Here is a 26,330-nt window from a genome sequence, read left to right on the forward strand (position 1 = left end):
CAGCTGTGTATAAGAGACAGGGGTGGGACCGCCTCGACCCGCTCGGCGTGCTGTTCGCCCTCGGCGCCGCCGGCAGCTGGGCGTTCTACATCCTGGCCTCGGCGCGGGTGGGCCGGGCGTTCCCGAAGCTCGACGGCCTCGCACTGGCGATGACGGTCGGCGCGCTGATCTCGCTCCCGCTCGGGATCGTGGATGCCGGACCCGCCCTGTTCCGCATCGAGATCGTGGCCCTCGGCGCAGCCGTCGCGGTGCTGTCGTCGACGATCCCGTACGCGTTCGAGCTGATCGCGCTGCGACGCCTGCCGGCCGCCGCGTTCGCGATCCTCATGAGTCTCGCGCCGGCCACGGCCTCGCTCGCCGGGTTCATATTCCTCGGCCAACATATGACGTGGCTGGAGCTCGCCGGCATCGCCCTGGTGATCGCGGCGAGCATCGGCGCGGTGCGTTCGTCGGCCCGTGCCGCACGCGAGGCGGCCGAGCCCATCGCGTGAGCCCGACCGTCAGGGCCCGCGATGCGCGACCGTCAGGCGCCGCGCGGCGGCGCCGTCGAGCCCCGGACGTTGAGCGTGGGATTCAGCACGACACGGTGCACGGGACGCGTCGGGTCTTCGAGGCGGCGCAGGACGAGGTCGACGGCGGCACGGCCCACCGCGAGGCGCGGCGGGGCGACCGCAGTCAGCGGCGGCGTGAAGATCTCGGCGACCTCATCGTCGTACGCGACGACCGACAGGTCGTCGGGCACCGAGATGCCGCGGTTGAGGGCGAGGTCGACGAACGCCATCGCCTCGGGGTCGGAGTGCACCAGGATCGCCGTGACGCCGTTCGCCAGCGCGGCGTCCAGAGTCGAGTCCACGACGGCCGAGAAGTCCGGGCTCGTCCGCGGCGGCAGGCTCGTCTCGAACTGGTCGGCCGGCGTCAGGCCGAGCTCGGCGCACGCCGCGTGCCAGCCCGCCGCGATCTTGCGAGACGTGGGCGAGTCGCGCGCGATGATGAGGCCCACCCGGCGGTGACCGAGCGAGGCGAGGTGGCGCGCGGCCAGGACGGCGCCGAGCGCGTGGTCCGTGGTGACGTTCTCGACAGGGCTGCCCTCGGGAAGAAGCACGGCGTCGCGCTCGACGAGCACGCTCGGCAGGCCGCACTCGGCAAGCCACTGCACGACGTCCTGCGCGTGGGGCGTGTCCGTGTTGGGGGCGAGCACGAGCCCGCGGACGCCCTCGGTGTGGACCAGGCGCTCCAGCACGGGCCGCTCGTCCTGCAGCTCGTACGAGGCGCCGCGCACCACGACAGGCATGCCGTGACGGGCGGCCTCGGCCTCGGCGCCGCGCACGACGGTGGGGTAGTAGAACGTCAGCGACGGCACGAGCATCGCGATCGAGCCCGCTCGGGCGGGCGCGACGGCGCCGGAGTCCATGTCGTCCAGCGACCCGGCGGCCGGGACGGCGCCGCCGTGCACGCGCACGAGCAGACCCTCGCGCTCCATCTGCGCGAGGTCGCGGCGCAGCGTCACGGGCGCGACCCCGAGCTCGTCCATCAGCTGAGCGACCCGCACGGCGCCGTCGCGCTCCAGCGAGGCCAGCACGTGGGCGCGCCGTTCGGCGGCCAGCAGTGCCGGTGTCTGGTCGGTCATCGCGTGTCCTCCGCGTTCGTCTGGTCCAGTTCTACCGTGACCGCGATCGCGTCGCGGTCAGTGACGTCGAGATCGAGCCGCGTGAGCTTCGCGCCCCAGACGCTGGTCAGGACGGGATCGTCGAGTTCGCGCACGACGAGCGAGGCCTCGACGCCCGCGGGCCACGAGATGCGCACCGGCGTCGCGCCCTCGAGCGGCGTCACGGCGACGGCATCCCCGTCCCGCACGACGTCGCCCGCGAGCAGCAGGCGCACCTCGGTGCGGCGGGTGCCGGCGCCGCTCGTGGACGCGTGCGTTTCGTCTCGCTCGTTCCTCGCTCGCTCAACGACCGGGATCTGGCTCGTCGCGCGCGCGGCGGGGGTCCAGGCGTCCGAGACCACGACCCGCCCGGCGGCCCGCTCGAGACGCACGGTGCGGTGCCACGGCCCCACTCCGGGGTAGGCGCCCGACAGCTCGGCCGAGAACACCGAGTCGTCGCCGATCGAGGCCTCGACCCCGGATGCCGCGAATTCGGCGCCGGGCGGCTGCTCGCGGCCGTCGATCACGGGCACGTTGTGCCAGCCGCTCTGCATGGTCCAGATGTCGTACCGGTCGGGGCCGAAGGTCTGCAGCGTGTAGGTCGGGCGCCCGGCATCCACCACCACCGGCACGCCGTCGGACGCGACGATGAACGAGCCGACGTCGTTGTGGTTGTGGTGCTCGCCGTTGTGCCCGCCCTTGGCCGCCATCGTGAGCCCGCGGGCCGTGCCGCCGTGCGAACGGGCGAGCAGCACCTCGGTCGACGGCAGCCACACGTCGCGGGGGAAGGGCGAGGAGTCCTGCGCCGCCGCGATCCACGCGGGATCGGTGATGCCGCGCAGCAGCCGGCCGAATCCGGGGTGCTCGATGGCCGCGGGCGATCCGGGCGTGCGGTGCGCGGCGGCGTGGGCTGCGGCATCCCGATCCCCCGCGGCGATCGCGGCGCGGTGGAGGGCGTGCCACGGCTGGGCTGCCGACACGCGCGCCTGCCCGTCGGCGAGGTTCAGGTACCAGTCGGCGCCGAGGTGCATGCGGTGGGGGAAGGCCACGGTCTCGCGCAGCGCGGTGATGCCCGACGCGTCGAGCACTCCCCCGGTGGCGTGGCGGACGACGTCGAGGGCCTCCAGTGCGCGGCATGCGCCGTTCCACCAGTACGCGTAGCCCTCGTCGATCGCGCCGTCGTCGGGCAGCACCGACACGTAGCGGTCGATGCCCTCCAGCGCGAGTGCGACGATCGCGGCGCGCTCGTCGGCCTCGGCGGGGTCGTCCAGCAGGCGCAGGGCGGCGACGAGCACGTTGCCGTGGATCCAGGGGTTCCAGTTGTGCACGTCGCCGTCGAGCCCGAGCCAGTGCCAGTCGCGGCGCCGGGTGAACGGCTCGAAGATGCGCACGCGCATCTCGTAACGGACGCGGGAGCGGATGCCGGGGTACCGGGCCTCGAGTCGGTCGCCGATCAGCTGGTCGACCCAGGCGAGGAGGCTCGCGACCTCGCCGGCGCCGAGGTCGAGGTACGGGGCGGTGACGACCGGCAGCACCGAGCCGCGCTCGCGGAAGGCGTCGTCGTGCGCGGGCCAGCACCACGAGCTCTGCTCGCAGAACAGCCACACTCCGTCGAGAACCTCGGCGAGGGAGCGGGGTCCGCGGACGGGGTCGTCAGCGAGCACGGCCGCCGCGACCGCGGCGCGCGAGAGGCGTCGCTGGCGTTCGTAGAGCACGCTCTCCCAGCCCTCGCGGTCGCCGTCGTCGTGCAGGCGCGCGGCCGCCGACGCGAGGGGCACCGGCCACGGCTGGTCGAGGTCGGCCTCGGCGCGCTCGAGGATGCCGCGGATCGAGACCGGGTCGGCGGAGCCGCCCGGACCCCACACGGAGCGGTCGTCCGCCGTCGCGACCGGCAGCGCCTGCGAGGGCGGCGCGAGCAGGCCGGCGAGGGCGGCCGCGAAGCCGGCGGCATCGGTGCCCGCCTGACGTTCGTACGTCTCGGCCAGGCGGCCGCGATAAGCGGGGGATGCGGCATCCAGAACGGTCAAAAGGATCCTCCTCATCGATTCACCATATCGCTAAGCGATCACAAACGATCATAACGAATCCAAAACAGTCTTGCAATGAACGAAATGGATTGCTACAGTCCCAAACGTTCGCTCTTCGAGGAAGCAGCGGCGACACAGCAGCAAGAAGATCGAGGGAGATCCCAGTGACGTTCCAGCAGCCCGGCACATCCGCACGTCTCGCGGTGGGCGCCGACTGGTCGCGGGACGAATGGATCGTCTTCGCCGACCGCCTGCTCGATACTGCCCGCTCGTACGCGTCGCCCGGCCACGGCCGCATCCACTTCCCCGGCGCCGAGGGCGGCTACGGTCACGACGTCGACGGGCTCGAGGGCTTCGCGCGCACGTTCCTGCTCGCAGGCTTCCGCATCGCGGGCGCTCGCGGCGAGGGCACCGAGGACCTCGCCGACTTCTACCGACAGGGCATCGTCACGGGAGTGGACCCGGATGCCGCCGACCGCTGGGTGCGGCTCGACGAGCACGCCCAGGCCAAGGTCGAGGCCGCGTCGCTCGCGCTCGTGCTCGACATGACCCGCCCGTGGATCTGGGACCGCCTGGATGCCGTCACGCAGCAGCGCGTCGTCGACTACCTCGCTCCCGTCGTCGGCGACACGACGTACCCCAAGACCAACTGGCTGTGGTTCCGCGTCGTGGTGCAGACGTTCCTGCGCTCGGTCGGCGGCCCGTGGTCGGTGGACGACATCGCCGACGACCTCGCCCTGCACGACTCCCTCGTGCGAGAGGACGGCTGGATCTCGGACGGCTTCGAGCGCTCGTACGACCACTACGTCGGCTGGGCGCTGCACACGTACCCCGTGCTGTGGTCGCGCATGCAGGGCGCCGACGAGCTCGCCGGCGGCCGCACCGCCGGCGACGTCGTGCGCCTGGACCGCTTCCTGCAGGACGCCGTCGCTCTCGTCGGCGCCGACGGGTCGCCGCTCATCCAGGGCCGCAGCCTCATCTACCGCTTCGCCGCGGCCGCCCCGTTCTGGGTCGGCGCCGTCGCGGAGGTGCCCTCGGTGCCGCTCGGCGAGCTCCGCCGCGCCGCCAACGCCGTCGTCGCGCACTTCGTGGCGCACGACGCACCCGGAGAGGACGCCGTGCTCACGATGGGCTGGCACCACGAGTGGCGCGAGCTCGCGCAGTCGTACTCGGGTCCCGGCTCGCCGTACTGGGCCGTCAAGGGCCTCCTCGGCATCTCGCTGCCGGCCGACCACCCGGTGTGGGCCGCGCCCGCGGTGCCGCTGCCCGTGGAGGCGGGCGACGACGTGCGCGTCGTGCGCTCGGCCGGCTGGGCCGTCTCGGGCACGGCAGCCGACGGCATCGTGCGCATCGCCAACCACGGCAGCGACCACGCGGCGGACGGCGCCCTCGTCGGGGACTCCCCGCTGTACGCCCGGATCGGCTACGCCACCGCTGCCGCGCCGCTCGCGAACCAGGCCGCGTGGGAGGAGCCGCTGGAGCAGTCCGTCGCCCTCGTCGACGCGGCCGGCCGCGCCACGCACCGCGCCGCCATGGAGCTCATCGACGTGCGCGTCGACGGCGAAGGGGACGCACGGGTCGCGATCGCGGCATCCGTCTCTCGCCCGCACTGGATCACACCGCATCCCGCCGCCCACCGCCACGGCTCGGGCATCGAGGGCGACGTCGAGCTCGCCGGTGTGGTGACGGTCCACTCGCTGCTGCGCGGCCCGTGGGAGGTGCGCCTCACGCGCGTCGACGCCCTCGAGGCCGGCGTCGACGCCGGTGCACTGCGCCTTCGCGTCGGCGGCTGGGCGCTCGCCGCCGCGGCCGTCGAAGGACGGGCTCGGGATGCCGCCGCCTCGGCGGTCGCCGACGGCCTGGCCTCGGGCATCCACTCGATCCTCGGCGGCGGCGTCGCGAGCGTCGAGGAGCGCTTCGACGCCAGCCCGCTCGGGCCTGTCGCGATCGTGCCGGTCGTGATGTACCCGGTGGAGCCCGGCGCGTGGATCGCCACGCTCGTCGAGCTCACCACCGAAGACCTCGCATCGCCCGGCGATGCGACCGTCGACGTCCGCACGGACGCCGGCGACACCACCGTCACGGTCACCTGGCCGGACGGGACGGCGACCACCAGTCGCCTCGCGAACCCCGGCGACGCGTCCGACGCCGACCGGTGAACCCGATGGGCCCGAGGAAGGGCCCGCAATCACAAAGGAGTACGCACAGTATGAAGCGCTCATACGCTGCCGCGGCCGGCATCGCCGTGGTCGCCACGCTCGCCCTCGCCGGCTGCAGCAGCAGCGGCGACGACGCCACCTCGCCCGAGGAGTCGTCGGGCCCCGTCACCCTCACGATGTCGGGCTGGAGCCTCGACACCACGCCCGAGTTCCAGAAGCTCGCCGACGCGTACCACGAGAAGAACCCCGACGTCACGATCGAGCTCAAGGGCTACGACCCCACCGAGTACAACACGCTCGTGACCGCCGACCTCGCCGCCGGCTCCGCGCCCGACATCATCACGCAGAAGGAGGTCAAGTTCGTCCCGACCTTCGTCAACGGCGGACAGCTGCTGGACGTGTCGGACGTCGAGCTGCCCGACGGCATCAGCGGCGCCAAGTCGTACGAGGTCGACGGCACCGCCTACGCGGTGCCCTACCGCAACGACTCGTGGGTGCTGTACTACAACAAGGCGCTCTTCGACCAGGCCGGCGTGGAGTACCCCGACGGCACCTGGACGTGGGACGACTACGCCGACGCCGCCGACGCGCTGACCCAGGGCCTCGCCGCCGCCGGCAGCACCGCCAAGGGCGCCTACCTGCACAACTGGCAGTCGACCGTCCAGGGCTTCGCCAACGCGCAGACCGACAGCGACATTCTCAAGGGCGAGTACGACTACATGGAGCCCTTCTACGAGCGCCAGCTCGCCATGCAGGACGCGGGCGACCAGACCGACTACAACACGGCCAAGGCGAACCAGCTCACCTACCAGGGCGAGTTCGGCAAGCAGCACGCCGCCATGCTGCCCATGGGCACGTGGTTCGTCGCGACCCTCATCGCACAGCAGGCGTCGGGCGACGCCGACACGTTCGACTGGGGCATCGCGCCGATCCCGCAGGAGTCCTCCAAGACCACCGGTCTCGACAACACCCCGGTGACCTTCGGCGACCCGACCGGCTTCGGCATCAACGCCGCGATCGACAAGTCCAAGGTCGCCGCCGCGAAGGACTTCCTGGCCTTCGCCGCCGGTGAAGAGGGCGCCCAGGTGCTCGCGGGCATCGGCATCACGCCGGCGCTCCTGACCGACCCGGTCGTCGAGACGTACTTCTCGGTCGACGGCGCTCCCACCGACGACCTGTCGAAGTTCGCGTACTCCACACACGAGGTCCACGCCGAGAACCCCACCTCGGACAAGACCGCGGCGATCCAGGGCATCCTCGGCGACATGCACACCGCGATCATGTCGGGGTCGAAGTCGCCGGCCGACGCCATCAAGGAGGCGCAGGACCGCGTCGCCAACGAGGTCGGCACCGACTGATCGACCCGCTCGGCGCCAGACGCGCCGGCACTGAAACCCGGTGCCCGGTCCGCTCCCCGCGGGCGGGCCGGGCACCGCACCAGCACCCCACCCGACAGGTCCCTTCTGGAGGTCCGCCATGGCGACCATCACCGCCACCGAGGCCGGCACCGCACCGCCGCCCGCGCGCCGCAGGCGCTCGAAGCTGCGCCTGCGCAACACCCTCATCGGGTGGAGCTTCATCCTCCCCAACTTCATCGGCTTCGGCGTCCTCACGCTCGTGCCGATCGTCATCCTCTTCTACATGGCGTTCACGAACTGGAACGTCTTCGGCAAGGCCGACTTCATCGGCTTCGCCAACTTCACGCGCCTCATGGGCGACGGCAGCTTCCGCATCTCGGTCGTCAACACCCTCTACTACTCGGTGATGCACATCCCGCTGACGATCGTCGTCTCGCTGGGACTGGCGCTGCTGCTGAACAACAAGCTCCGCGGGGTCGCGTTCTTCCGCACCGCCGCGTTCTTCCCGTACATCACGTCGATCGTCGCGATCGCGGTGGTGTGGAACCTGCTCTTCAGCCCCGAGTACGGCCCGATCAACGAGTTCCTGAAGTTCATCGGCATCCAGAACCCGCCCGGATGGCTCACCTCACCCGAGTGGGCGATGCCCGCCGTCGTGATCGTGTCGACGTGGCGCGACATGGGCTACTACATGATCCTGTTCCTCGCGGGCCTGCAGACGGTGCCCCGCGAGCTGCACGAGGCCGCGCGCATGGACGGCGCCAACACGTGGCAGCGGTTCACGAACGTGACGCTTCCCAGCCTGCGCCCGACGATGTTCTTCGTCACCGTCATGCTGACGATCAACTCGTTCAAGATCTTCGATCTCATCCTCGTCATGACCGACGGCGGTCCCGGCCAGGCGACCTCGGTGATGTCGCAGTTCATCTACCGCAAGGGCTTCGAAGAGAGCCAGTTCGGCTACGCGTCGGCCGCCTCGGTGGTGCTGTTCTTCATGTGCATCATCGTGACCATCGTCCAGTTCCTGTGGAACAAGAGGGGGAACAAGTGATGGCCGAGCAGCAGCAGATCGAACGTGATGCCGCCGACCGCCTGGTCTCGGACTTCACGCCTCCCACCGCCGCCGTGCGGAGCCTGCGCAAGCTGGCCGACGGCAACGAGCCCAAGCGCGGACCGGACGGCGAGAAGCTGACCCCGGCGCGCCGCATCGGCCGCATCCTGATGTACATCGCCCTCGTCATCTTCGCGATCGGCCTGCTGACGCCGTTCGTGTGGATGGTGCTCAGCTCGTTCAAGTCCTCGAACGAGGTCTTCTCGGTGCCGATCAAGTGGCTGCCCGAGACGTGGGTGTGGCAGAACTACGTCGACATCTGGACCCAGTCGAACATGCTGGTCTGGATCCGCAACACGCTGTTCCTCGCGGTCGTCGTGACCTTCCTGCAGGTGCTCACCGGGTCGTTCGCCGCGTACGGCTTCGCGCGCATGAAGTTCCGCGGCCGGGACGTGCTCTTCCTGCTGTACGTCGGCACCATCGCCGTGCCGTGGCAGTCGTACATGATCCCGCAGTTCATCATGCTCTCGAACTTCAAGGTGTCGAACACCCTGTGGTCGATCATCCTGCTGCAGGCGTTCGGCGCGTTCGGCGTCTTCTTGATGAAGCAGTTCTACGAGACGATCCCCGAAGAGCTGTCGGAGGCCGCGCGCCTGGACGGCCTCAGCGAGTACGCGATCTGGCGCAAGATCATGCTGCCGCTGTCGATCCCGGCGCTCGCGTCGCTGACGCTGCTCACCTTCGTCAACACCTGGAACGACTACCTGGGACCGCTCATCTACCTGCGCAACCCCGATCTGTGGACGATCCAGCTGGGTCTCAAGGGCTTCGTCTCGAACCTGTTCGACACCAACTACGCGCTGCTGTTCGCGGGCCTGACGATCTCGGTCATCCCGATCGCGATCATCTTCCTGCTCGGCCAGAAGTACTTCGTCGAAGGCATTGCGACGAGCGGGCTGAAGGGGTGACGTCATGAAGAAGTCCGGCGTCCTCTCCAAGCTCAACGGACTGGTCTCGCACGACGCGTGGGCGTCCCTCATCGGGATGATCTACCTCGGCCTGATCGTCAACCTGCTGCTGGTGATCACGTGCCTGCCGCTCGTGGCGCTGCTCGTGACGACCGACCCGGCGTACTCGTGGCCGTTCCTCGCGATCGCGGCGCCGCTGGCGGCGCCCGGCGTGACCGCCGCGTTCCGTGCGTTCCGCGAGCACGGCGAAGGGGGCCGCGGCCCGATCCGCGCCTTCGCCGCGGGCCTGCGCGACACGTGGTGGCGCGCGCTCGTGATCGGCGCGGCCGCCACCGCGGTGATCGTCGTGCTGCTGGTGGACGTCCGGATGCTGGCGGCATCGCCTGCCGCCGTGTTCACGGTTCCGCTGCTCGGCGTGCTCGGCCTCCTCACGCTGGGCGTCGGCCTGCTGTCGCTGGTCGCCTTCGCGGAGGTGCCGCAGGCGCGGTTCCGTGACGTGCTGCGCGCGGCCCTGCACCTGAGCCTGCGCCGCTGGTACCTGACGGCGGTGTCGCTCATCGCCTTCGGCATCCAGGCCGCCGTGTTCGCCACCGCACCGGCCCTGGGTCTGGGGCTGACCGCCTCCGCGGCGCTCTACCTCGCGTGGACCAACTCCCGCTACACCCTCCGACCTGTGCTCGACCTCGACTCTGCTGACAACGACGATGCGGTGGCCGCGCGAGCTTAGCGCCGCGGCACCGTCCTGTTCATCTCTCTGAAGGAATATCTCCCATGACGTCCACCTCGCCCGCTTCGGGCACGAGAGCCCCCCGCGTCGACGACGCGATCGCCGACGCCCTGTCGACGATCCGGCGCAACATCGCGAAGTTCGGCCCCGCGTACCCCGACGACACGACGGTGGACGACCGGTACGAGCTGCGTCCCGCCGAGGGGAACATCCCGCTGGGCGGCAACCGGGGCTGGACCACCAGCTTCCGCACCGGCATGCTGTGGCTCGCATGGGAGCTCACCGGCGACGAGGACTACCGCGAGGCGGCCAAGGTCGACGTGGCCGACTTCGAGCGCCGCGTCCGCGCCGAGGAGGACCTCGACACGCACGACCTCGGCTTCCTGTACACGCTGTCGACCGTCGCGTCGTGGCGCCTGGGCGCCGACGAAGCGGCCCGCGACGCGTCGCTGCTGGCCGCCGACCACCTGATGCGCCGCTTCTTGGAGCCGGCAGGCATCATCCAGGCGTGGGGCGACCTGTCGGACCCGGCACAGCGCGGGCGCACGATCATCGACAGCCTCATGAACATGCCGCTGCTCACGTGGGCCGGCGAGCAGACGGGCGAGGCCCGGTTCGACGACGCCGTGCGCCGTCACACCGCGCAGCTGCGCGAGCACATCCTGCGCGCAGACGACTCCACCTTCCACACGTTCTACTGGGACGCCGAGACCGGTGAGCCGCTGCGCGGCGGCACCGAGCAGGGCGCGGCCGACGAGTCGTGCTGGGCCCGCGGCCAGGCGTGGGGCATCTACGGCTTCGCGATGAACTACGCCGTGACCGGCGACGAGCGCCTGCTGGAGGCATCCCGTCGCTGCGCCGACTACTTCCTGCGCCACCTGCCCGCCGACGACGTGCCCTTCTGGGACCTGGTCTACACCGACGGCAGCGACGCCCCGCGCGACAGCTCGGCCGCCGCGATCGCCGTGTGCGGCCTGATCGAGCTCGCCTCGGTGGAGGTGGATGCCGCACGCGCCGCCGAGTGGATCGACAGGGCGCACGCGATCCTGGCATCGCTCATCGCGAACTACACGCCCGCGTCGGCCGAGGACTCGGACGCCCTCATCCTGCACTCCGTGTACGACCTGCCGAAGGGCAACGGCGTCGACGAGGGCACCCTGTGGGGCGACTACTTCTACCTCGAGGCGCTCATGCGGGTGGCGAACCCCGACTGGAAGAAGTACTGGTGAGACTCGTCACGTACGCCGGCGACGGCGGGCCGCGGCCCGGCGCCGTCGTCGGGGACCGGGTGCTCGACCTCGGCGGGTTCGCCGGATCGGTGACGGCGCTGCTGGCGGATGCCGCGGCCCTGGACGCCGCCCGCGCCGCCGTCGACGCCGCCGACGCCCACGCGCTACCGCCGCTGGAGCTCTCGGCCCTCGAGGCGCCGGTCGTGCCGGGCAAGATCCTGTGCCTCGGGTACAACTACCGCGGCCACGTGCCGGACGGCGTGGACCCGACGGCCGACGACCCCGAGTACCCCGATGTCTTCGTCAAGACCCCGAACACGCTCGCCGGTCCGAACGCCCCCGTCGTCATCCCACCGGGTGCGACCGACGTCGACTACGAAGGCGAGGTCGCCGTCGTCATCGGCCGCCGCGCGCAGCGCGTGACCCTGGAGGACGCCCTCGACCACGTCGGCGGGTACACGATCCTCAACGACGTGTCGGACCGCGCGTGGCAGCGGCGCCAGAGCCAGTGGGCGCTCGGCAAGTGCTCCGACGGCTTCGCTCCGCTCGGCCCCTGGATAGTGACGCCGGACGAACTCGGCGACCCGCAGGACCTCCTCGTCGAGGTCGTGCGCGACGGCGTCGTCACGGTGTCGCAGTCGACCTCGACCACGATCTTCAGCGTCGCGTACGTCATCCACCACCTGAGCCAGGTGCTCACCCTCGAGCCGGGCGACATCGTGTCGACCGGCACGCCGCAGAAGCTGCCCGCCGCGCAGGACGCACATCGGCCGCTCGCTCCGGGCGATGCCGTGACGGTCCGCATCTCGCGCATCGGCGAGCTCACCACCACCTTCGTCGCCGCAGCCGACGCCAGCCAGGAGGCCACCGCATGATCCTCGACTCGTTCCGCCTCGACGGAAAGGTCGCCCTCGTCACCGGCTCCAGCCGCGGACTCGGCCAGGGCGCCGCCGTCGCGCTCGCCGAAGCAGGCGCCGACGTCGCGCTGCTCGACCGCGGCGACGCGTCCGACACCGCGGCGCTCATCGAGCAGACCGGCCGTCGCGTGCACCGCGTGCAGCGCGACCTGGTCTCGGCGACGCCGGACGAGCTGTTGTCGGCGGTCGACGAGGTCGTCGCCGAGCTCGGCGGCCTCGACATCCTCGTCAACAACGCCGGCACTATCCGCCGCTCCCCCGCCGTCGACTACCCGACCTCGGACTGGGACGACGTGCTGGCCATCAACCTCGACGCCGTGTTCCACCTGTCGCAGGCAGCGGGCCGCCACATGCTGGCGCAGGGCGGCGGGCGCATCATCAACGTCGCGTCGATGCTGTCGTTCCAGGGCGGCATCCTGGTCCCCGCGTACACCGCCTCGAAGCACGCGGTCGCGGGCCTCACCAAGGCCCTCGCCAACGAATGGGCCGCCGCGGGCGTCACCGTCAACGCCGTCGCGCCGGGCTACATGGCCACCGACAACACCGCGCCGCTGCGCGCCGACGAGGAGCGCGCCGCGTCGATCCTGTCGCGCATCCCGGCCGGCCGCTGGGGCACGCCGTCCGACCTGCAGGGGATCTTCGTGTTCCTCGCCTCGGACGCCGCCGCCTACGTCACGGGCGCCGTCGTGCCCGTCGACGGAGGCTGGCTCGTCCGCTAGGCCGCCGGCATCCACTCACCCGAGCAGAACACGCAGAACCAGGAGAGAACTCGTGACCGAGCAGCACATCCCGCAGCGCTACGCGACCAACCCCGCCCAGATCCCGGGCATGACCACGCAGGATCTGCGCGACACCTACCTGATCCCCGACGTGTTCGTGCCGGGTGAGATCCGCCTGACCTACACCCACCACGACCGCATCGTGCTGGGCGGCGCGGTGCCGGCCGGCGGCGTGCTCGAGCTCGGCGGCTACCCCGAGATCCGCAGCGACTACTTCCTCGAGCACCGCGAGGTCGGCATCATCAACGTCGGCGGCACCGGCACGGTCACCGCCGACGGCGAGGTCTACACGCTCGTCAAGGGCGCGTGCCTGTACCTCGGCCGGGGCATCAAGGACGTGGCGTTCGCCGACGCCGACTCCGAGGGCGGCGCGCAGTTCTACCTCTTCTCGGCCCCGGCGCACACCGCCTATCCTGCTGCTCTCGTCTCGCCCGGCGAGGGCACGGTGCGCGAGCTCGGCGACCAGGTCACCTCGAACCGCCGCACGCTCAACCAGTACATCCACGAGAACGGCGTCAAGAGCTGCCAGATCGTCATGGGCGTCACCGAGCTGCACCCGGGCTCGATGTGGAACACCATGCCGGCCCACACCCACGACCGCCGCACCGAGTGCTACCTGTACTTCGACCTGCCCGAGGACGCCCGCGTCATCCACCTGATGGGCGAGCGCGAAGAGACCCGCCACCTCGTGGTCGCCGACCGCCAGGCTGTCATCTCGCCGTCGTGGTCGCTGCACTCGGGCGTCGGCACGTCGGCGTACACGTTCATCTGGGCGATGGCCGGCGAGAACCAGGCCTTCGACGACATGGACGCCGCCCCCGTCACCGACCTGCGGTGACCGGCCGGACGGTCGTGCGGTCGTGCTCGTACCCTGCCGGCTCCGTGAGACCGCAGCGGACGGCCGAGACCCCGGGTAGCGCCCAGGGTCTCGGCCGCGCCGTGCGGTCTCACGGTCGGTGGGGCTGACGAAGGAGCGAGGGATGCAGCACCCTGGATACGCTGGGGCGATGCCCCGCACTCTGCTCGCCATCGGCGAGACCATGGCCATGGTCGCGCCGGTGGTTGCGGCCCCCGTCGCCGACGCCGACGAGTTCCTGCTGGATGCCGGCGGCGCCGAGTCGAACGTCGCCGCCCATGTGGCCGCGCTCGGGCATCGGGCCGTGTGGTTCAGCCGCCTGGGGGCCGACGCGCTCGGCCGCCGCATCGCGCGCCAGCTGACCGCGCGCGGCGTGGACGTGTCGCGCGTCGTGTACGACGAGACGCGCCGCACCGGCCTGTACGTGAAGGACCCCGGCAACGGCGTGCTGTACTACCGCGACGGCTCGGCCGCCTCGGCGCTGTGCGAGCTCGACGCAGAGACGGTGTCGTTCGCGGGTGTCGACCTGCTGCACGTGTCGGGCATCACCGCCGCGATCTCGACCTCGGCCGCCTCGTTCCTGGCGCGCGTCATCGAGCGTGCCCGCGCAGAGGGCGTACAGGTGTCGTTCGACGTCAACCACCGCGCTCCGCTGTGGAGCGCCGAGGTCGCCGCGCCGGCGCTGCTCGATCTGGCCCGCAGCGCCGACATCGTGCTCGTCGGACGCGACGAGGCCGAGACGCTGTGGGGCACGGCCTCGGCCCGCGATGCCCGCGGGCTCCTCTCCGACGTGCCGGAGCTCGTCGTGAAGGACGGCTCGATCGGGGCCACCGTGTTCACGGCGGACGACGAGGTGTTCGAGCCCGCGCTCGTCGTCGAGGTCGTCGAGGCTGTCGGCGCGGGAGACGCGTTCGCCGGCGGCTACCTGGCCGGACGCCTGTCGGGCGACTCGCTCTCCGACAGCCTGCGCGCCGGCCACGCGCGTGCGGCCCGCACGCTGCGGACCACCACGGACTCGATCGACGAGCCCGCCGCCGCGGCACCGGCCGCCGGCATCCCCAGACCATGACGGGTTCGGGGCGCATCACGTGCGGAGCGCGCCCCAGAACCCTTCACGCACACACGACTCTTCGAGAAGGACACCGTTGATGACCGCAGAAACGACCGACGTGGATGCCGCCGGCCGCGGCGACTGGTTCGAGACCGCCTTCGCGGGCGCACCGCTCATGGCGATCCTGCGGGGCATGGGCGTCGAACGCTCGGTCCGGCTGTCGCAGACGGCGTGGGACCTCGGGATCGACTCCGTCGAGGTGCCGCTGCAGACCGACGAGGACGAACGCGCCCTGCGGGCCGTCGTCGCCGCGGCGGCCGAGCGCGGCAAGATCGTCGGCGCCGGCACCATCATCACGCCCGCGCAGGTGGCGCTCGCCGCCGACGCCGGTGCCGCGTACCTGGTCTCGCCGGGGCTCGACCCGGTCGTCGTCCGGGCGGCACAGGACGCCGGCATCCCGATCCTCCCGGGCGTCGCGACGCCCAGCGAGGTGCAGCTGGCCGTGGCGCTCGGGCTGACGTGGCTGAAGGCCTTCCCGGCGACGTGGCTCGGCAGCGGCTGGTTCAAGCACATCCGCGGCCCGTTCCCGCGGGTGCGGTTCGTGGCCACCGGCGGCCTGGACGCGTCGAACGTCGAGGAGTTCCTCGCCGCCGGCGTCCGGGTCGCCGCCGTCGGCTCGGCGCTCGAGGACGCGTCGCAGCTGGAGCGCCTCGCCGCCGTGCTGCAGGCTCGCACGGGCTCCGTACAGTGACCGCGCCGGCCACGCCGCGCTCGTTCGCGATCGGAGAGACCGACTTCCTGCTCGACGGCGAGCCCTACCGCGTGCTGTCGGGTGCGCTGCACTACTTCCGCGTGCACCCCGGCCAGTGGGCGGACCGCATCCGCAAGGCGCGGCTCATGGGCCTCAACACCATCGAGACGTATGTCGCGTGGAACGCCCACGAACCCGTCCGCGGCGAGTGGGACGCGACCGGCTGGAACGACCTCGGCGCCTTCCTCGACCTCGTCGCCGCAGAGGGCATGCACGCCATCGTCCGCCCCGGCCCGTACATATGCGCCGAATGGCATAACGGCGGACTGCCGGTGTGGCTGACCGGGATGCCGGGAATCGGGCTGCGCCGTTCCGAGCCGTCGTACCTCGCCGAGGTGACGGCGTACCTGCAGCGCGTGTACGACATCGTCGCACCGCGGCAGATCGACCGGGGCGGACCGGTCGTGCTCGTGCAGATCGAGAACGAGTACGGCGCGTACGGCTCCGACACCGCCTACCTCGAGCACCTCGTGCGGGTCACGAGGGATGCCGGCATCACGGTGCCGCTCACGACCATCGACCAGCCGACCGACCAGATGCTCAGCGACGGCAGTGTCGACGGCGTCCACCTCACGGGTTCGTTCGGATCCCGTGCCGCCGAGCGCCTCGCGACGCTCCGCCGCCACCAGCCGACGGGCCCGCTCATGTGCGCGGAGTTCTGGGACGGGTGGTTCGACTGGTGGGGCGCAGCGCACCACACGACCTCTGCTGCGGACTCGGCCGCAGAGCTCGACGCGCTGCTGGCGGCCGGGGCCTCGGTGAACTTCTACATGTTCCACGGCGGCACGAACTTCGGCCTGACCAACGGGGCGAATCACAAGGGGCGCTACCTGCCGATCGTGACGTCGTACGACTACGACGCGCCGCTGGACGAGGCGGGCCGGCCCACCGACAAGTTCTTCGCCTTCCGCGACGTGATCGCCACCTACGCGCCGGTGCCCGGCGAGCTGCCGTCGTCCGGCGACGTGGCACCCGCGTTCGAGGTGCCGGTGCAGCCGGTCGAGGCGCACGGTGCGGCATCCCCTTCGTCCCACGAGGCGCCGCCGACGTTCGAAGAGTTGGGACACCTGAGCGCCCTGGTCGCCTACGAGACGGAGCTGGCGACCGGGGGAGTGCTGCGCTTCGGTGAGGTGCGCGACCACGCGTGGGTCTCGGTCGACGGCGTGACGGTCGGCACGCTCTCGCGCACGCGCGGCGAGGACGCCCTCGTCGTGCCCGCGGGGCGCCTGCGCGTGCTCGTCGAGGAGCAGGGCCGCGTGAACTACGACGTGCGGCTCGGCGAGGCCAAAGGCCTGGTCGGCGGTGTGTTCCTGGACGGCGTGCCGGTGACCGGATGGAGCGTGACCCCGATCGATGTCGCTGCGCTCGCAGCGGCCGCCGCGACCGCGGCGGTCCGCGACGCACCGGCTGCGGTCGGCCCGTTCGTGCTGCGAGGGTCGTTCGCGCTTGACGAGACGGCGGACCTCTTCCTCGACACCGCCGGGTGGGGCAAGGGCTACGCGGTCGTCAACGGCTTCGTCCTCGGCCGGTACTGGTCCAACGGCCCGCAGCGCACCCTGTACGTGCCCGCCGCGGCGCTCCGCCCGGGCGAGAACACCGTGGTGGTCATCGAACTCGACCGCGTCGCCGACCCCGTGGTGCGCTTCGTCGCCGAGCCCGCCCTCGGGCCCCGCGAGGAGTAGGCGCCGCCGGGCTCAGATGTCGGAGAAGTCGTTGTCGGGAGAGGCGATGGCTGTGACGGTGTCGCCGGTCAACCGGAGCGCCACGTACTGGCGACCCACCTCGCCCGGGCGGCTCAGCGACTGCGTGTCTTCGACGGGGCGTTCGTCGATGCCGAGACTGTCGGCGACGCCGTCGCCGTCGGCATCCCAGTCGTCCCAGGCGCCGGCGGCGACCGCCTCGGCGCGTGTAGAGCCGACCGCCACTCCGCCCGCGACCGTCACGGGGGCATCGCCGATGGTCGGCGACTCGACCGTGACGTGGGCCGGACCATCGAGAAGCACGGTCACCGTGATGTCGTCCCACCGGTAGCTCTTGCCCCAGACGTCGCCGTTGCCCCACGGGTCCAGGATGTCCTCACCAGCGCGGGGAACGCCCGTGACCTCTTCGATGAAGGCCAGCATGGGCTCGGGATCGTCGTAGTCGTATGTCGCGGCCTCGCCCGCGTGCATGGTGCTGAGCCCATCGAGATCGATCACGATGCTGTCTGCGGCCACCGGGGTCGGTGTCGACGCGATCGGGGTTCCCGACGCGGACATGTGAAGCTGCTCGGTTGCCCCCGGTGGCGGGGTCTGCGGTGCGCAGCCGGTGATCGCGAGACCGAGGACCAGTATTGCCGGAACGGCATATCGACGCATGACGTCAATCTAGTCGACCGGGTCCGCCTCCAAGATCACGATGCGGCATCGTCGTAGATGCGCCTGCAAGCGCTTACATTTCCGGGCGAAAGCTGGTTGACTGAGCGGATGCCTCCCACTCCCGTATCTCCGTCCCAGACCGCCGCTGCGCGGGTCGCCGTGTGCGGCCCGGCGTCGTGGAACCACCTGATCGTGCTCGACCGGCTGCCTGAGCCCGTGGCGCACATGCAGTTCGCGGTGGGCGACCACCACACGCTGGGCGGAACCTCCGCGGGCAAGGTGCTGCACCTGGCCGATCGAGGCGTCGCGGTGGCACTGCACGCGCTGATCGGCGATGACGAAGAGGGCCATCGCGTCGAAGCTGCACTCACGGCGGCGGATGTTCCCGTCGCGGCATATGCTTCGGAGCGGACCGAGCGGCATGCCAATCTCATGACGCCGGCGGGGGAGCGCGTGAGCCTGTACCTTTCGACGCCATCGACGCCGACCGTCCAGACTCTGGAGCGCATCGAGACCGCGCTGGGCGGGGCCGAGGTCGCGGTCGTCGACCTCAGCGAACTCGGGGCTGCGCTCATCGATCGGCGCCGCTCCGGTGCTGTCGGTGCGCCGATCTGGACAGACCTGCATGACTACGACGGCACGTCGTCGTTCCACGAGCCCTTCGTGCGCGCGGCCGACGTCGTCTTCATGAACGACGACGGCACCGACGACCCGTGGGCGCTGATGCAGAGCTGCCTAGACCGTGGCCCGCGCCTCGCCGTCTGCACGCTGGGCGCGCGGGGCGCGATCGCGCTCTCGTCGACGGGCGAGCGGGCCGAGGTGCCCGCCGCCCCTGTCGATGTCGTCGATACCAACGGCGCCGGCGACGCGTTCTTCGCCGGCTTCCTCGCGGCGTCGCTGGCCGGCGAACACCTCGAGGGATGCCTCGTCGCCGGCGCCCGCCAGGCGACCGTCGCGCTGGGGTCCGAGCACCTGCACCCCGCGGTCGCGGGAGCGTCGCCGGCGCGCTGAGCACGCTGGGTCGTCCGTAGGGTCAGGGCGACTGGGTGTGCCGCGGTCGTTGAGCGGAGGGCGCTCTAGCGCCCGCAGACGAAACGCGTTCTGGCGCGGGGGTGGTTCGTGCGGCCGGGGGCGTTTCGTCTCGCTCGTTCCTCGCTCGCTCAACGACCGGGTGTGTCGCCGTGAGGGCGTTTCGTCTCGCTCGCTCAACGACCGACGAAACCTCACGTGCCCGTGTTCAGGCGCAGGATCGCGTCCTTCTCGGCGGCGGTGAGGTCGGACTCGGCGAGCACCTCCTGCAGCACGGGCGACTTGCCCGCGAGGTACGCGCCGATGTCCAGGCCGGGGTTCTGCGCCAGCGCTGACTTGACCGCGCCGTACCGGTCGCGCAGGTCGGGTCGGCGCCGCAGGATGTCGCGCACTGCCAGGTGGTTGCGCACGTGCAGTGTGCCCTCCACGCACACGTACACGTTGCGCCGCGGCTCGTCGGGCTCAGCCATCGACTCCCGGTCGGTCACCCCGAGGTCGCCGCGGTGCGTGTACCCGGCCTCGACGAGTGCCGCGATCGCGGCGTCGACGTGTTCGCGCCGCACGATGACGTCGATGTCGATAACCGGCTTCGCCGCGAGCCCCGGGACTGACGTCGACCCCACGTGCTCGATCGCGACGACGGGCACGCCCGCCAGCGAGCGTCCGAGGTCGGCAGCGATGCGAGAGAACTGCTGCGGCCATTCGGGGGAGTACGGGACGACGGTGATGGCCATGCGCTCCAGCATTCCAGCTAGCCTGAGCCGGATGGACCTCGACGAGCTGACCCGCGCGATCGACGGAGCGGCGGTGGCGGCATCCCATCCCGTTGTCATCGGCGTCTCGGGGTATGCGGGCTCGGGCAAGTCGACCCTCGCCCGTGCGCTGGTCGGTCGCCTCGACAGGGCCGTGCGGATGCGCGGCGACGACTTCCTCGATCCGACGCGGTCGCACCGGCGGTCGACGGACTGGGACGGCGTCGAACGCGAGCGCCTCGTCGCCGAGGTGCTCGAACCATTCCGTGCGGAGCGGGCGGGCCAGTTCCGCCGGTACGACTGGGCGGCCCGGACCCTCGCCGCACCCGAGCCGGTGCCGGCCGGACGGATCATGATCGTCGACCTCATCGGTCTCTTTCATCCCGTCGCGCTCCCGGCCCTCGACCTCACCGTCTGGTGCGACGTCGATCTCGCGACCGCGCGGCGCAGAGGCATGGCTCGGGATGCCGCACTCGGCCGTGACTTCACCGCGCTGTGGAACGACGTCTGGGTTCCGAACGAACGTGACTTCGCCGCTCGCTTCGCCCCGCGTGAGCGCGCAGACGTGCTGTACGCGCCAGGAGCGCGGGAGGCGCAGAGCGCCCCGCCCGAGACGCGCTGACGCGAGGCGCCGTCTCAGGCTGCGATGCCGGGGATGTCTTCGAGCGAGTGATACACCGGGATGCCGCGAGCCTCCGCGATCGCGACGTCCTGGTCGGCGCCGCGGGAGTCGCCGGGCAGCCGCAGGACCGCGTCGCAGTGCTGCAACAGGCGCTCGGCGGTGGGGTACATGACGTCCGCGGCGAGCGGATCCGCCGGACCGGTCGCACCGGCGCTCGCCAGCACGGGGAGGGCCACCCACTCGCCGATCATCGGGACATGCCCGGCGCGGAAGATCGGCCACGCCGCCTGCTCGAGCCGCGCGAGGTTCCGCGCCATCAATGCGGGGTCGCCTCCGGTGCCTGAGGCGTAGGGTCCGGCGATCAGGATCAGCATAGGATGGCTCATAACAGGCAACATAGCGCACAATCGTGCAAGAACAGGAAGACCGCATGCTGGCCGCCGCGCGCAAGGACCTCATCCTGGAACGACTCCGGCGCGACGGACGCGTCGTCGCGAAGGAGCTCGCCGGCGAGCTGGGCCTGTCTGAGGACAGCATCCGGCGCGACCTCCGCGAACTCGACGCGCAGGGACTCGCGGTGCGCGTGTACGGGGGCGCGCTGCCGGCGTCGCCCGCGGTCGCCGACTACGCCACCCGCACCGCCGTTGCGCCCGACAGCAAACGACGTGTGGCGGCGGCGGCCGTCGCACTCATCGCACCCGGGGCCACCGTGATCCTCGACGGAGGCACCACGACCCTGGCGATGGTCGACGCGCTGCCCCGGTCGTTCCCGTGCACGATCATCACCCACAGCCCGACGGTCGCCGCCGCGCTGCTCGACCATGCAGCCGATGTCTTCCTCATCGGCGGCCGGCTGTTCAAGCACTCCGCCGTCGCGTGCGGCGCCGCGGCCGTCGAAGCCGCGAACGCCGTCAGCGCGGATGCCTTCTTCCTGGGTGTCACCGGCGTCCACCCGACAGCGGGCCTGACGACCGGCGACCCCGATGAGGCGGCCATGAAGCGCACGCTCGCCTCCCGCGCCGCCGACACCTACGTCCTGGCCAGCTCCGACAAGATCGGTGCCGCCTCGCGCTTCCGGGTCCTGCCCTTCGACGCCACGGCCGGCGTCATCGCCGACGCGGCCGACGATGAGCCGATCGTGCGCGAGCTCACCGCCGCGGGCGCGGTGCTTCTTCCGGCGGCACCAGCCGCGGCGTGACGGCATCCCCTCTCCGTCTCGGCTGTGCGGCAGAGCATCGCTGCGGCGGCGTCACCGAGGTCTGGCCGTCGGATCAGGCGGGGGAGTGACGGCCGCTACGGCAGCGTGAGCGCAGCCTCGGGCCGGTGCACGCCGCGCGGACGATAGCCGAGGGCGCCTGACACGCCGGCGAGGTCGGCGAGGTACCACAGGATCGCGAGCCACATCTCGGTGCCCTGCAGTCCGGGCTCGGTGTCGGCGAGCCCACGCGCGGCGGGCGACGGCTCGCGGAACGAGAACCCCGCGCCGGGCGCCCACGTGTGCAGCGCGTCCGAGAGCAGACGTGTGGCGAGTTCGCGCACCTCGTCGGCGCGGTAGCCGGTGCCACGCGTGAGCCACAGCGGGTGGGCGACGTCGAGCACGTTGCAGGCGTTGCGCGCGCCGGGCGCGAACCATCGCGGCGACCGCGCGTGCCGCAGCACCGTGTCGATGACGCGCTCGGGGTGGGGGAGCGGCACGCCGAACTGCGCGAACGTGCCGCGCGACGCGCGGTAGAAGCCGTTGACGACCGGGAGCAGGTCGCCATCGGGCGCAGGCGAGCCCCACATGCCGGTGTGAGGGTCGGCGTGCAGCAGCAGCCACCCGAACAGCGCCTCCTCCACACCCGGCACGATGTCGTGCCCTGCGCGCTTCGTCCACAGGATCGCCGTGCCGAAGCCGTCCACGTGGTGCGCGGCGCCCCACGCGTCGGTGCCCCACGGCAGACTCTCGCAGAACGCGACGACCCGATCCGCGGTCGCCGCCGTCACCCACGTGAGAGGAGCCGCGAACGACGACCCCAGCAGATCCAGCGCGTATCCGACGCTCAGCACGTGGTACGCCACGTCCGGGTGCGAGAACCCGAGCCCCGCCTCCGGCTGCCCGTCCGCTCCGAGGGGCGCGACACCGCCCGTCGCGGCATCCTGCCAGTCCTGCAGTCGCCGGATCTGCGCGGCCGCCGTCGCCTGCGCGGGGGCCGTTCCGAGCAGCACATCGGCGATCTCGATCGCGTCGCACTGCGCGCGCACCGTCGGCGCGGCGCCCGGCCGGTCTGCGAAGAGCCCGAGGTCTTCGCGCCACGCACGCTGAAGAACAGTGGATGCCTCGGCCTTCGCCTGCGCGGCGAACCGGGCCGCGCGCTCGGCCAGGCCGTCGGTGTGGTCTGCGGTCGCGCGCGCGGGCGCGATCAGGGTCGGCGCGGCACCACGCGGGATCCCGCTCGCCACCGGGCCGGGCTGGGGCCGGGGCTCGTGGTCGTGCTCGGGACCCGGAGCGGCGGCAGGGCCGAGCTCGGCGCCGGGTTCAGAGGCGGAGTCGACGTCGGTGGCAGGCGCTGCTGCCGGAGTGTCCCCACCCGACAGGGTCCGCCCCGGGTGGCCGCCCGCCAGGGCCGGCAGCAGGCCGAGGGCAGGGGCATCCACGTCCTCTTCGACAGGGGCGGTGGCGTCGTCCTCCGCACGGGCGGCCGCTTCTGCGGCGGCGTCCGGTGCGATGCCGGTGTCGTCGGGTTCGACACGCCAGCGGATGAAGCGGGCGGGGTTGCCGCCGACGACCGCGCCGTCGGGGACGTCCTTCGTGACGACAGCGCTCGCCGCGAGCACGGAGTGGGAGCCGACGTGCACGCCGTCGAGGATCACGACATGCGAGCCGATCCAGACGTCGTCGCCGATCACGATGCCCTTCGACGTGAGGGGCTGGCGGAAGACCGGCGTGCCCGACTCCATGGAGTGGTTGAAGCCGAGGATCGAGGTGTGCGCGCCGATGCGCACGCCGTCGCCCATCGTCACCTTGCCGCGGATCACCGTGTACGGGTTGACGCTGCAATCCGCGCCCGTCGTGAGGTCGCCGGTGAGATAGGCGCCGGCGGCCACGTACGTGCGGTCGCCCAGTCGCAGAGCATCGTTGTCGATCGACGCGAGGCCCGAGATGAAGCACTCGTCGCCGAGCTCATGATCAGGGCGTCCGTCGACCAATGCGTGCTGCAGAGCGAGCTGCGCCTCCCGGTCGTCGGCGGAGGCTTCACGCCAGAAGTCCCAGGGCGAGTATTCGTGGGCGGCGATGGCGGGCATATATCCCAGTATGGTTCGACCGCCGTGCACCCGCCGGGCCGAACCCCCGGCGCGCAACGGATCCGCGCCGTGTCGCCTGCAGCCCGTCATCGCCGGCCGCTAGGTTCAAGGCGTGACGTCCTCCCCGCGGTTCGAGTCCTTGATCGGCGCCTGGACGGGAGACGAGGAGCTCTTCCCGACAGCCTGGACGGCGGCCGGGACGGCGCAAGCCTCGATCGACGTGCGACCCGGGCCCGACGGCATCCACTTCGACTACGTCGAGACGCGCGACGGCAGCCGGCTCGACGCCCACGCGGTCGTCGCGGGCGGCGGCTTCTGGTGGTTCGACTCGTACGGTTTCACGCCGCAGACTCCGGGCACCGCCGCGTGGGACGGCGACACGCTCGTTCTGGATCGCCGCTCGGACCGCGGTCGCACCGTCATGCGGCTGCGCGCTGCGGGCGACTCCCTCGAGGTCGAGCTCGACACGGCCGTCCCCGCCGACGCGGACCTCGCCCCTCTCGTGCGCGGCACGTACCGACGGGCGGACTGACCGGGGGGCCGGCGCGATGCGGCCCAGCCCTCGGGCTCCGACGTGCCGGTGGGTAGCCTGGGCGTCGTGACAGCGCGTGGGCCTTCAGACGAGGCGAGCCTGCCCGCGTCCGCGGGGTCGAGGTGGCGGGCACAGGCGCGCGTCGCCGGCAGCATCGTCGGCTTCGCGGCGCTCCTCTGCGGTCCTATCATTGCGGTGGCGGCGCTGATCATCGGCATCGTGCTCGCCGTGACCCAGTCCGCGTGGTGGCTCGTCGCGATCCCGATCGGCGCGATCGTGGGGGCCGCGGTCCACTTCCTCGGCCTCGGCACGATGTTCGCAGCCGAACAGGAGGCGTCTGACGGCGAAGACAACGCGGGCTGAACGTCGGCGCCTTGCGGAGCAGGTCGCAGGCGGAGCCGCCGCGCGTCCGCTCGGACCTCTGCGGGATCGAACGAGAAGAGGCGCGGCCAACGGCCGCGCCTCTTCTCCCGTCGGAGGGGCTGACGGGAATCGAACCCGCGCTGTCTGCTTGGGAAGCAGAAGTTCTGCCATTGAACTACAGCCCCGGACGCCGGCATCCCGGCATTCGCACGCCTGTTACGACGCCCCGACAGCATAACAGGACGTCCCCGATAGGCTGGCCCCGTGCTGCTGAGTGACCGCGACATCCGGCTCGAGATCGACGCGGGACGGATCGGGCTCGACCCGTGGGATCCCGCCATGGTGCAGCCGTCGAGCGTGGACGTGCGCCTCGACCGGTACTTCCGGCTGTTCGACAACCACAAGTACCCGTTCATCGATCCCGCCGAGGACCAGCCGGAGCTGACGCGGCTCATCGAGGTCGACCCCGACGAGCCCTTCATCCTGCACCCCGGCGAGTTCGCGCTGGGCTCGACGTTCGAGCAGATCACGCTGCCCGACGACGTGGCTGCGCGCCTCGAGGGAAAGTCGTCGCTCGGGCGCCTGGGCCTGCTCACGCACTCGACGGCCGGCTTCATCGACCCGGGATTCACCGGGCACGTCACCCTCGAGCTGTCCAACGTCGCGACACTGCCGATCAAGCTGTGGCCCGGCATGAAGATCGGTCAGGTCTGCTACTTCCGGCTCACCTCGCCCGCCGAGAACCCCTACGGCTCGGGCCCCTACGGCAACCGTTATCAGGGTCAGCGCGGCCCGACGGCATCCCGTTCGTTCCAGAACTTCCACCGCACCGACGTGGGAGTCCTGGATGCCGGCAGCCGCGGCGCCTGAAGAAACACCGCCGCGCGGCTCGACGTCAGGACGCGCCGGCACCCGGCCGCCGACCCGCGGGTGAGCCCGCATAGGTGCCGATCAGGTCACGGATCTCGTCGACGATCGTGGGGATCGGGATGCCGGCGGCGAGCATGGCGAGCAGCTGGCGGAGGTTGAGGATGCGCGCATGCGTGCGCCACTCGGCGTGGAGCGGGCGCACCTCCTGGTACGCGCTGAAGAACGACTCGGGCACGCCTCCCGAGCAGAGCATGTGGGCGAGGTCCACCTCGGCCCACGTGCAGCTCACCGCGGGATCGACGAACGCCGGGTGTCCCGCGAGATCGGCGATGACGTTGTTGCGCCAGAGATCGCCGTGGGTGAGGCAGGCGCCGGTGTCGGGAACGAGGTCGGGCAGGCGGCGGCAGAGCCGTTCGATGCCGGCGCGATCCTCCGCCGTGAGGGCGGCATCCACCCGCGGCTCGTCGAGGTACCTCAGTACGCGCTTCTCGGCGAAGAACCGGTGGCCGTCGCGATCCCAGCCGTTGCGCTGAGGGAGCAGACCCAGCCACCCGTCGTGATCCCAGCCGAAGCCGTCGTGCGCCGTGGTGCTGTGCATCCGTGCGACCGTCCGGCCCGCGTCCCGCCAGAACGCATCTGTGTCGGGCGTCTCGGGGTCGAGCGCTTCCAGCACGATCGACCGCGGTCCGACGGCCAGCACGCGCGGAGTCCGCAGGCGTCCCGCTCGGGCGAGGACGTCGAGGCCGGCTGCTTCTGCGGCGAACAGATCGGAGCGGTCCTCCTCCGACGCCTTGACGACGACCTGCTTGCCGTCGGCGAGCACGCAGAGCCACACCGGGTTGGCGAACCCGCCGGTCAGCGGCCGCACCGCCTCTGCGCGGAGGCCGCCGGGAAGAAGATCCGCAGACCACTCGAGCGTCATGGCCCTCCCTTTTGTTGTCT

26 protein-coding genes and 1 tRNA gene are annotated in these 26,330 nt (G+C 71.5%); 19 read left to right on the forward strand and 8 right to left on the reverse strand.

What is annotated here, in order from left to right:
* A partial coding sequence (locus JNB62_RS13865) for an EamA family transporter (protein ID WP_220301492.1) occupies nt 1-491 on the forward strand: 491 nt, incomplete at its 5' end.
* Nucleotides 492-523: 32 nt separating this feature from the next.
* Here JNB62_RS13865 and JNB62_RS13870 read toward each other — a convergent pair.
* Together JNB62_RS13870 and JNB62_RS13875 are read right to left on the reverse strand one after the other, a co-directional pair.
* On the reverse strand, nt 524-1,627 hold the full coding sequence (locus JNB62_RS13870; protein ID WP_220301493.1) for a substrate-binding domain-containing protein: 1,104 nt from the start codon (nt 1,625-1,627) through the stop codon (nt 524-526).
* Nucleotides 1,624-3,687: a heparinase II/III domain-containing protein gene (locus JNB62_RS13875; protein ID WP_223231150.1), complete on the reverse strand. Its 2,064-nt coding sequence runs from the start codon at nt 3,685-3,687 to the stop codon at nt 1,624-1,626. The genes JNB62_RS13870 and JNB62_RS13875 overlap by 4 nt, the downstream gene beginning before the upstream one ends.
* 149 nt (nt 3,688-3,836) lie before the next feature.
* Here JNB62_RS13875 and JNB62_RS13880 point away from each other — a divergent pair, with 149 nt between their 5' ends.
* From JNB62_RS13880 to JNB62_RS13935, 12 genes are all read left to right on the forward strand, one after another.
* On the forward strand, nt 3,837-5,831 hold the full coding sequence (locus JNB62_RS13880) for a DUF2264 domain-containing protein (protein ID WP_220301494.1): 1,995 nt from the start codon (nt 3,837-3,839) through the stop codon (nt 5,829-5,831).
* 50 nt (nt 5,832-5,881) lie between these two features.
* Nucleotides 5,882-7,189 carry an ABC transporter substrate-binding protein gene (locus tag JNB62_RS13885; protein ID WP_220301495.1) on the forward strand — a complete coding sequence of 436 codons (1,308 nt, stop codon included), beginning with the start codon at nt 5,882-5,884 and terminating at the stop codon, nt 7,187-7,189.
* 118 nt (nt 7,190-7,307) lie between these two features.
* Nucleotides 7,308-8,240: a carbohydrate ABC transporter permease gene (locus JNB62_RS13890; RefSeq protein WP_220301496.1), complete on the forward strand. Its 933-nt coding sequence runs from the start codon at nt 7,308-7,310 to the stop codon at nt 8,238-8,240.
* The gene (locus JNB62_RS13895) at nt 8,240-9,208 is read left to right on the forward strand and encodes a carbohydrate ABC transporter permease (protein ID WP_220301497.1); all 969 of its coding nucleotides are present in this window, start codon (nt 8,240-8,242) and stop codon (nt 9,206-9,208) included. Before JNB62_RS13890 ends, JNB62_RS13895 begins: the two co-directional genes overlap by 1 nt.
* Before the next feature lie 4 nt (nt 9,209-9,212).
* Entirely contained in the window at nt 9,213-9,935 is a 723-nt protein-coding gene (locus JNB62_RS13900; protein ID WP_220301498.1) for a ferredoxin-NADPH reductase, read from the forward strand.
* A 44-nt stretch (nt 9,936-9,979) separates the two neighbouring features.
* Nucleotides 9,980-11,164 carry a glycoside hydrolase family 88 protein gene (locus JNB62_RS13905; protein WP_220301499.1) on the forward strand — a complete coding sequence of 395 codons (1,185 nt, stop codon included), beginning with the start codon at nt 9,980-9,982 and terminating at the stop codon, nt 11,162-11,164.
* A complete protein-coding gene (locus JNB62_RS13910) occupies nt 11,161-12,039 on the forward strand; it encodes a fumarylacetoacetate hydrolase family protein (RefSeq protein WP_220301500.1) in 879 nt (292 codons plus the stop codon). The genes JNB62_RS13905 and JNB62_RS13910 overlap by 4 nt, the downstream gene beginning before the upstream one ends.
* On the forward strand, nt 12,036-12,800 hold the full coding sequence (gene kduD, locus JNB62_RS13915) for a 2-dehydro-3-deoxy-D-gluconate 5-dehydrogenase KduD (RefSeq protein WP_220301501.1): 765 nt from the start codon (nt 12,036-12,038) through the stop codon (nt 12,798-12,800). The genes JNB62_RS13910 and kduD overlap by 4 nt, the downstream gene beginning before the upstream one ends.
* A gap of 52 nt (nt 12,801-12,852) precedes the next feature.
* Nucleotides 12,853-13,698, forward strand: a complete 846-nt coding sequence (kduI, locus tag JNB62_RS13920) for a 5-dehydro-4-deoxy-D-glucuronate isomerase (RefSeq protein WP_308291812.1) — start codon at nt 12,853-12,855, stop codon at nt 13,696-13,698.
* 169 nt (nt 13,699-13,867) lie between these two features.
* A complete protein-coding gene (locus JNB62_RS13925; protein WP_220301502.1) occupies nt 13,868-14,785 on the forward strand; it encodes a sugar kinase in 918 nt (305 codons plus the stop codon).
* A gap of 79 nt (nt 14,786-14,864) precedes the next feature.
* On the forward strand, nt 14,865-15,518 hold the full coding sequence (locus tag JNB62_RS13930; RefSeq protein ID WP_220301503.1) for a bifunctional 4-hydroxy-2-oxoglutarate aldolase/2-dehydro-3-deoxy-phosphogluconate aldolase: 654 nt from the start codon (nt 14,865-14,867) through the stop codon (nt 15,516-15,518).
* Nucleotides 15,515-17,260 (forward strand): glycoside hydrolase family 35 protein, encoded by a 1,746-nt coding sequence (locus JNB62_RS13935; RefSeq protein WP_220301504.1) that lies wholly within the window; start codon nt 15,515-15,517, stop codon nt 17,258-17,260. The genes JNB62_RS13930 and JNB62_RS13935 overlap by 4 nt, the downstream gene beginning before the upstream one ends.
* 12 nt (nt 17,261-17,272) lie before the next feature.
* Here JNB62_RS13935 and JNB62_RS13940 read toward each other — a convergent pair whose 3' ends face one another.
* Nucleotides 17,273-17,836 carry a hypothetical protein gene (locus JNB62_RS13940; protein ID WP_220301505.1) on the reverse strand — a complete coding sequence of 188 codons (564 nt, stop codon included), beginning with the start codon at nt 17,834-17,836 and terminating at the stop codon, nt 17,273-17,275.
* Between the two features lie 207 nt (nt 17,837-18,043).
* On the opposite strand from JNB62_RS13940, the gene JNB62_RS13945 reads away from it, so the two are divergent.
* A complete protein-coding gene (locus JNB62_RS13945) occupies nt 18,044-18,946 on the forward strand; it encodes a carbohydrate kinase family protein (protein ID WP_220301506.1) in 903 nt (300 codons plus the stop codon).
* A 212-nt stretch (nt 18,947-19,158) separates the two neighbouring features.
* Here the strand turns inward: JNB62_RS13945 and JNB62_RS13950 are convergent, their stop codons facing one another.
* A complete protein-coding gene (locus tag JNB62_RS13950) occupies nt 19,159-19,698 on the reverse strand; it encodes a GrpB family protein (RefSeq protein ID WP_223231151.1) in 540 nt (179 codons plus the stop codon).
* A 31-nt stretch (nt 19,699-19,729) separates the two neighbouring features.
* Here JNB62_RS13950 and JNB62_RS13955 point away from each other — a divergent pair, with 31 nt between their 5' ends.
* Nucleotides 19,730-20,338, forward strand: coding sequence for a uridine kinase family protein (locus JNB62_RS13955; protein ID WP_220301508.1), 609 nt, complete (start codon nt 19,730-19,732; stop codon nt 20,336-20,338).
* Between the two features lie 14 nt (nt 20,339-20,352).
* Here the strand turns inward: JNB62_RS13955 and JNB62_RS13960 are convergent, their stop codons facing one another.
* The gene (locus tag JNB62_RS13960) at nt 20,353-20,712 is read right to left on the reverse strand and encodes a DUF4406 domain-containing protein (RefSeq protein WP_220301509.1); all 360 of its coding nucleotides are present in this window, start codon (nt 20,710-20,712) and stop codon (nt 20,353-20,355) included.
* Between the two features lie 56 nt (nt 20,713-20,768).
* Here JNB62_RS13960 and JNB62_RS13965 point away from each other — a divergent pair, with 56 nt between their 5' ends.
* Entirely contained in the window at nt 20,769-21,536 is a 768-nt protein-coding gene (locus tag JNB62_RS13965) for a DeoR/GlpR family DNA-binding transcription regulator (RefSeq protein WP_220301587.1), read from the forward strand.
* A gap of 95 nt (nt 21,537-21,631) precedes the next feature.
* Here JNB62_RS13965 and JNB62_RS13970 read toward each other — a convergent pair whose 3' ends face one another.
* On the reverse strand, nt 21,632-23,623 hold the full coding sequence (locus JNB62_RS13970; RefSeq protein ID WP_220301510.1) for an acyltransferase: 1,992 nt from the start codon (nt 23,621-23,623) through the stop codon (nt 21,632-21,634).
* 112 nt (nt 23,624-23,735) lie between these two features.
* Here JNB62_RS13970 and JNB62_RS13975 point away from each other — a divergent pair, with 112 nt between their 5' ends.
* Both JNB62_RS13975 and JNB62_RS13980 read left to right on the forward strand, forming a co-directional pair.
* The gene (locus JNB62_RS13975) at nt 23,736-24,155 is read left to right on the forward strand and encodes a hypothetical protein (RefSeq protein ID WP_220301511.1); all 420 of its coding nucleotides are present in this window, start codon (nt 23,736-23,738) and stop codon (nt 24,153-24,155) included.
* Between the two features lie 195 nt (nt 24,156-24,350).
* A complete protein-coding gene (locus tag JNB62_RS13980) occupies nt 24,351-24,518 on the forward strand; it encodes a hypothetical protein (protein ID WP_220301512.1) in 168 nt (55 codons plus the stop codon).
* 114 nt (nt 24,519-24,632) lie between these two features.
* Here the strand turns inward: JNB62_RS13980 and JNB62_RS13985 are convergent.
* Nucleotides 24,633-24,703, reverse strand: a tRNA-Gly gene (locus JNB62_RS13985).
* A gap of 79 nt (nt 24,704-24,782) precedes the next feature.
* Here JNB62_RS13985 and dcd point away from each other — a divergent pair.
* Entirely contained in the window at nt 24,783-25,388 is a 606-nt protein-coding gene (dcd, locus tag JNB62_RS13990; protein WP_220301513.1) for a dCTP deaminase, read from the forward strand.
* A 25-nt stretch (nt 25,389-25,413) separates the two neighbouring features.
* On the opposite strand, the gene JNB62_RS13995 is transcribed toward dcd, so the two are convergent.
* Nucleotides 25,414-26,310 carry a fructosamine kinase family protein gene (locus JNB62_RS13995; protein WP_220301514.1) on the reverse strand — a complete coding sequence of 299 codons (897 nt, stop codon included), beginning with the start codon at nt 26,308-26,310 and terminating at the stop codon, nt 25,414-25,416.
* Between the last annotated feature and the right edge of the window lie 20 nt (nt 26,311-26,330).

The organism is Microbacterium jejuense (assembly GCF_019511665.1).
Classification (GTDB): Bacteria; Actinomycetota; Actinomycetes; order Actinomycetales; family Microbacteriaceae; genus Microbacterium; species Microbacterium jejuense_A.

Coding starts and splice junctions, on each gene's coding strand:
- JNB62_RS13930 (WP_220301503.1), top strand. CDS start 14,865: ATGACCGCAGAAACGACCGACGTGGATGCCGCCGGCCGCGGCGACTGG.
- JNB62_RS13885 (WP_220301495.1), top strand. CDS start 5,882: ATGAAGCGCTCATACGCTGCCGCGGCCGGCATCGCCGTGGTCGCCACG.
- kduD (WP_220301501.1), top strand. CDS start 12,036: ATGATCCTCGACTCGTTCCGCCTCGACGGAAAGGTCGCCCTCGTCACC.
- JNB62_RS13890 (WP_220301496.1), top strand. CDS start 7,308: ATGGCGACCATCACCGCCACCGAGGCCGGCACCGCACCGCCGCCCGCG.
- JNB62_RS13875 (WP_223231150.1), bottom strand. CDS start 3,687: ATGAGGAGGATCCTTTTGACCGTTCTGGATGCCGCATCCCCCGCTTAT.
- JNB62_RS13960 (WP_220301509.1), bottom strand. CDS start 20,712: ATGCTGATCCTGATCGCCGGACCCTACGCCTCAGGCACCGGAGGCGAC.
- JNB62_RS13995 (WP_220301514.1), bottom strand. CDS start 26,310: ATGACGCTCGAGTGGTCTGCGGATCTTCTTCCCGGCGGCCTCCGCGCA.
- JNB62_RS13900 (WP_220301498.1), top strand. CDS start 9,213: ATGAAGAAGTCCGGCGTCCTCTCCAAGCTCAACGGACTGGTCTCGCAC.
- JNB62_RS13940 (WP_220301505.1), bottom strand. CDS start 17,836: ATGTCCGCGTCGGGAACCCCGATCGCGTCGACACCGACCCCGGTGGCC.
- JNB62_RS13905 (WP_220301499.1), top strand. CDS start 9,980: ATGACGTCCACCTCGCCCGCTTCGGGCACGAGAGCCCCCCGCGTCGAC.
- JNB62_RS13965 (WP_220301587.1), top strand. CDS start 20,769: ATGCTGGCCGCCGCGCGCAAGGACCTCATCCTGGAACGACTCCGGCGC.
- JNB62_RS13955 (WP_220301508.1), top strand. CDS start 19,730: ATGGACCTCGACGAGCTGACCCGCGCGATCGACGGAGCGGCGGTGGCG.
- JNB62_RS13895 (WP_220301497.1), top strand. CDS start 8,240: ATGGCCGAGCAGCAGCAGATCGAACGTGATGCCGCCGACCGCCTGGTC.
- JNB62_RS13950 (WP_223231151.1), bottom strand. CDS start 19,698: ATGGCCATCACCGTCGTCCCGTACTCCCCCGAATGGCCGCAGCAGTTC.
- JNB62_RS13870 (WP_220301493.1), bottom strand. CDS start 1,627: ATGACCGACCAGACACCGGCACTGCTGGCCGCCGAACGGCGCGCCCAC.
- JNB62_RS13945 (WP_220301506.1), top strand. CDS start 18,044: ATGCCTCCCACTCCCGTATCTCCGTCCCAGACCGCCGCTGCGCGGGTC.
- JNB62_RS13970 (WP_220301510.1), bottom strand. CDS start 23,623: ATGCCCGCCATCGCCGCCCACGAATACTCGCCCTGGGACTTCTGGCGT.
- JNB62_RS13925 (WP_220301502.1), top strand. CDS start 13,868: ATGCCCCGCACTCTGCTCGCCATCGGCGAGACCATGGCCATGGTCGCG.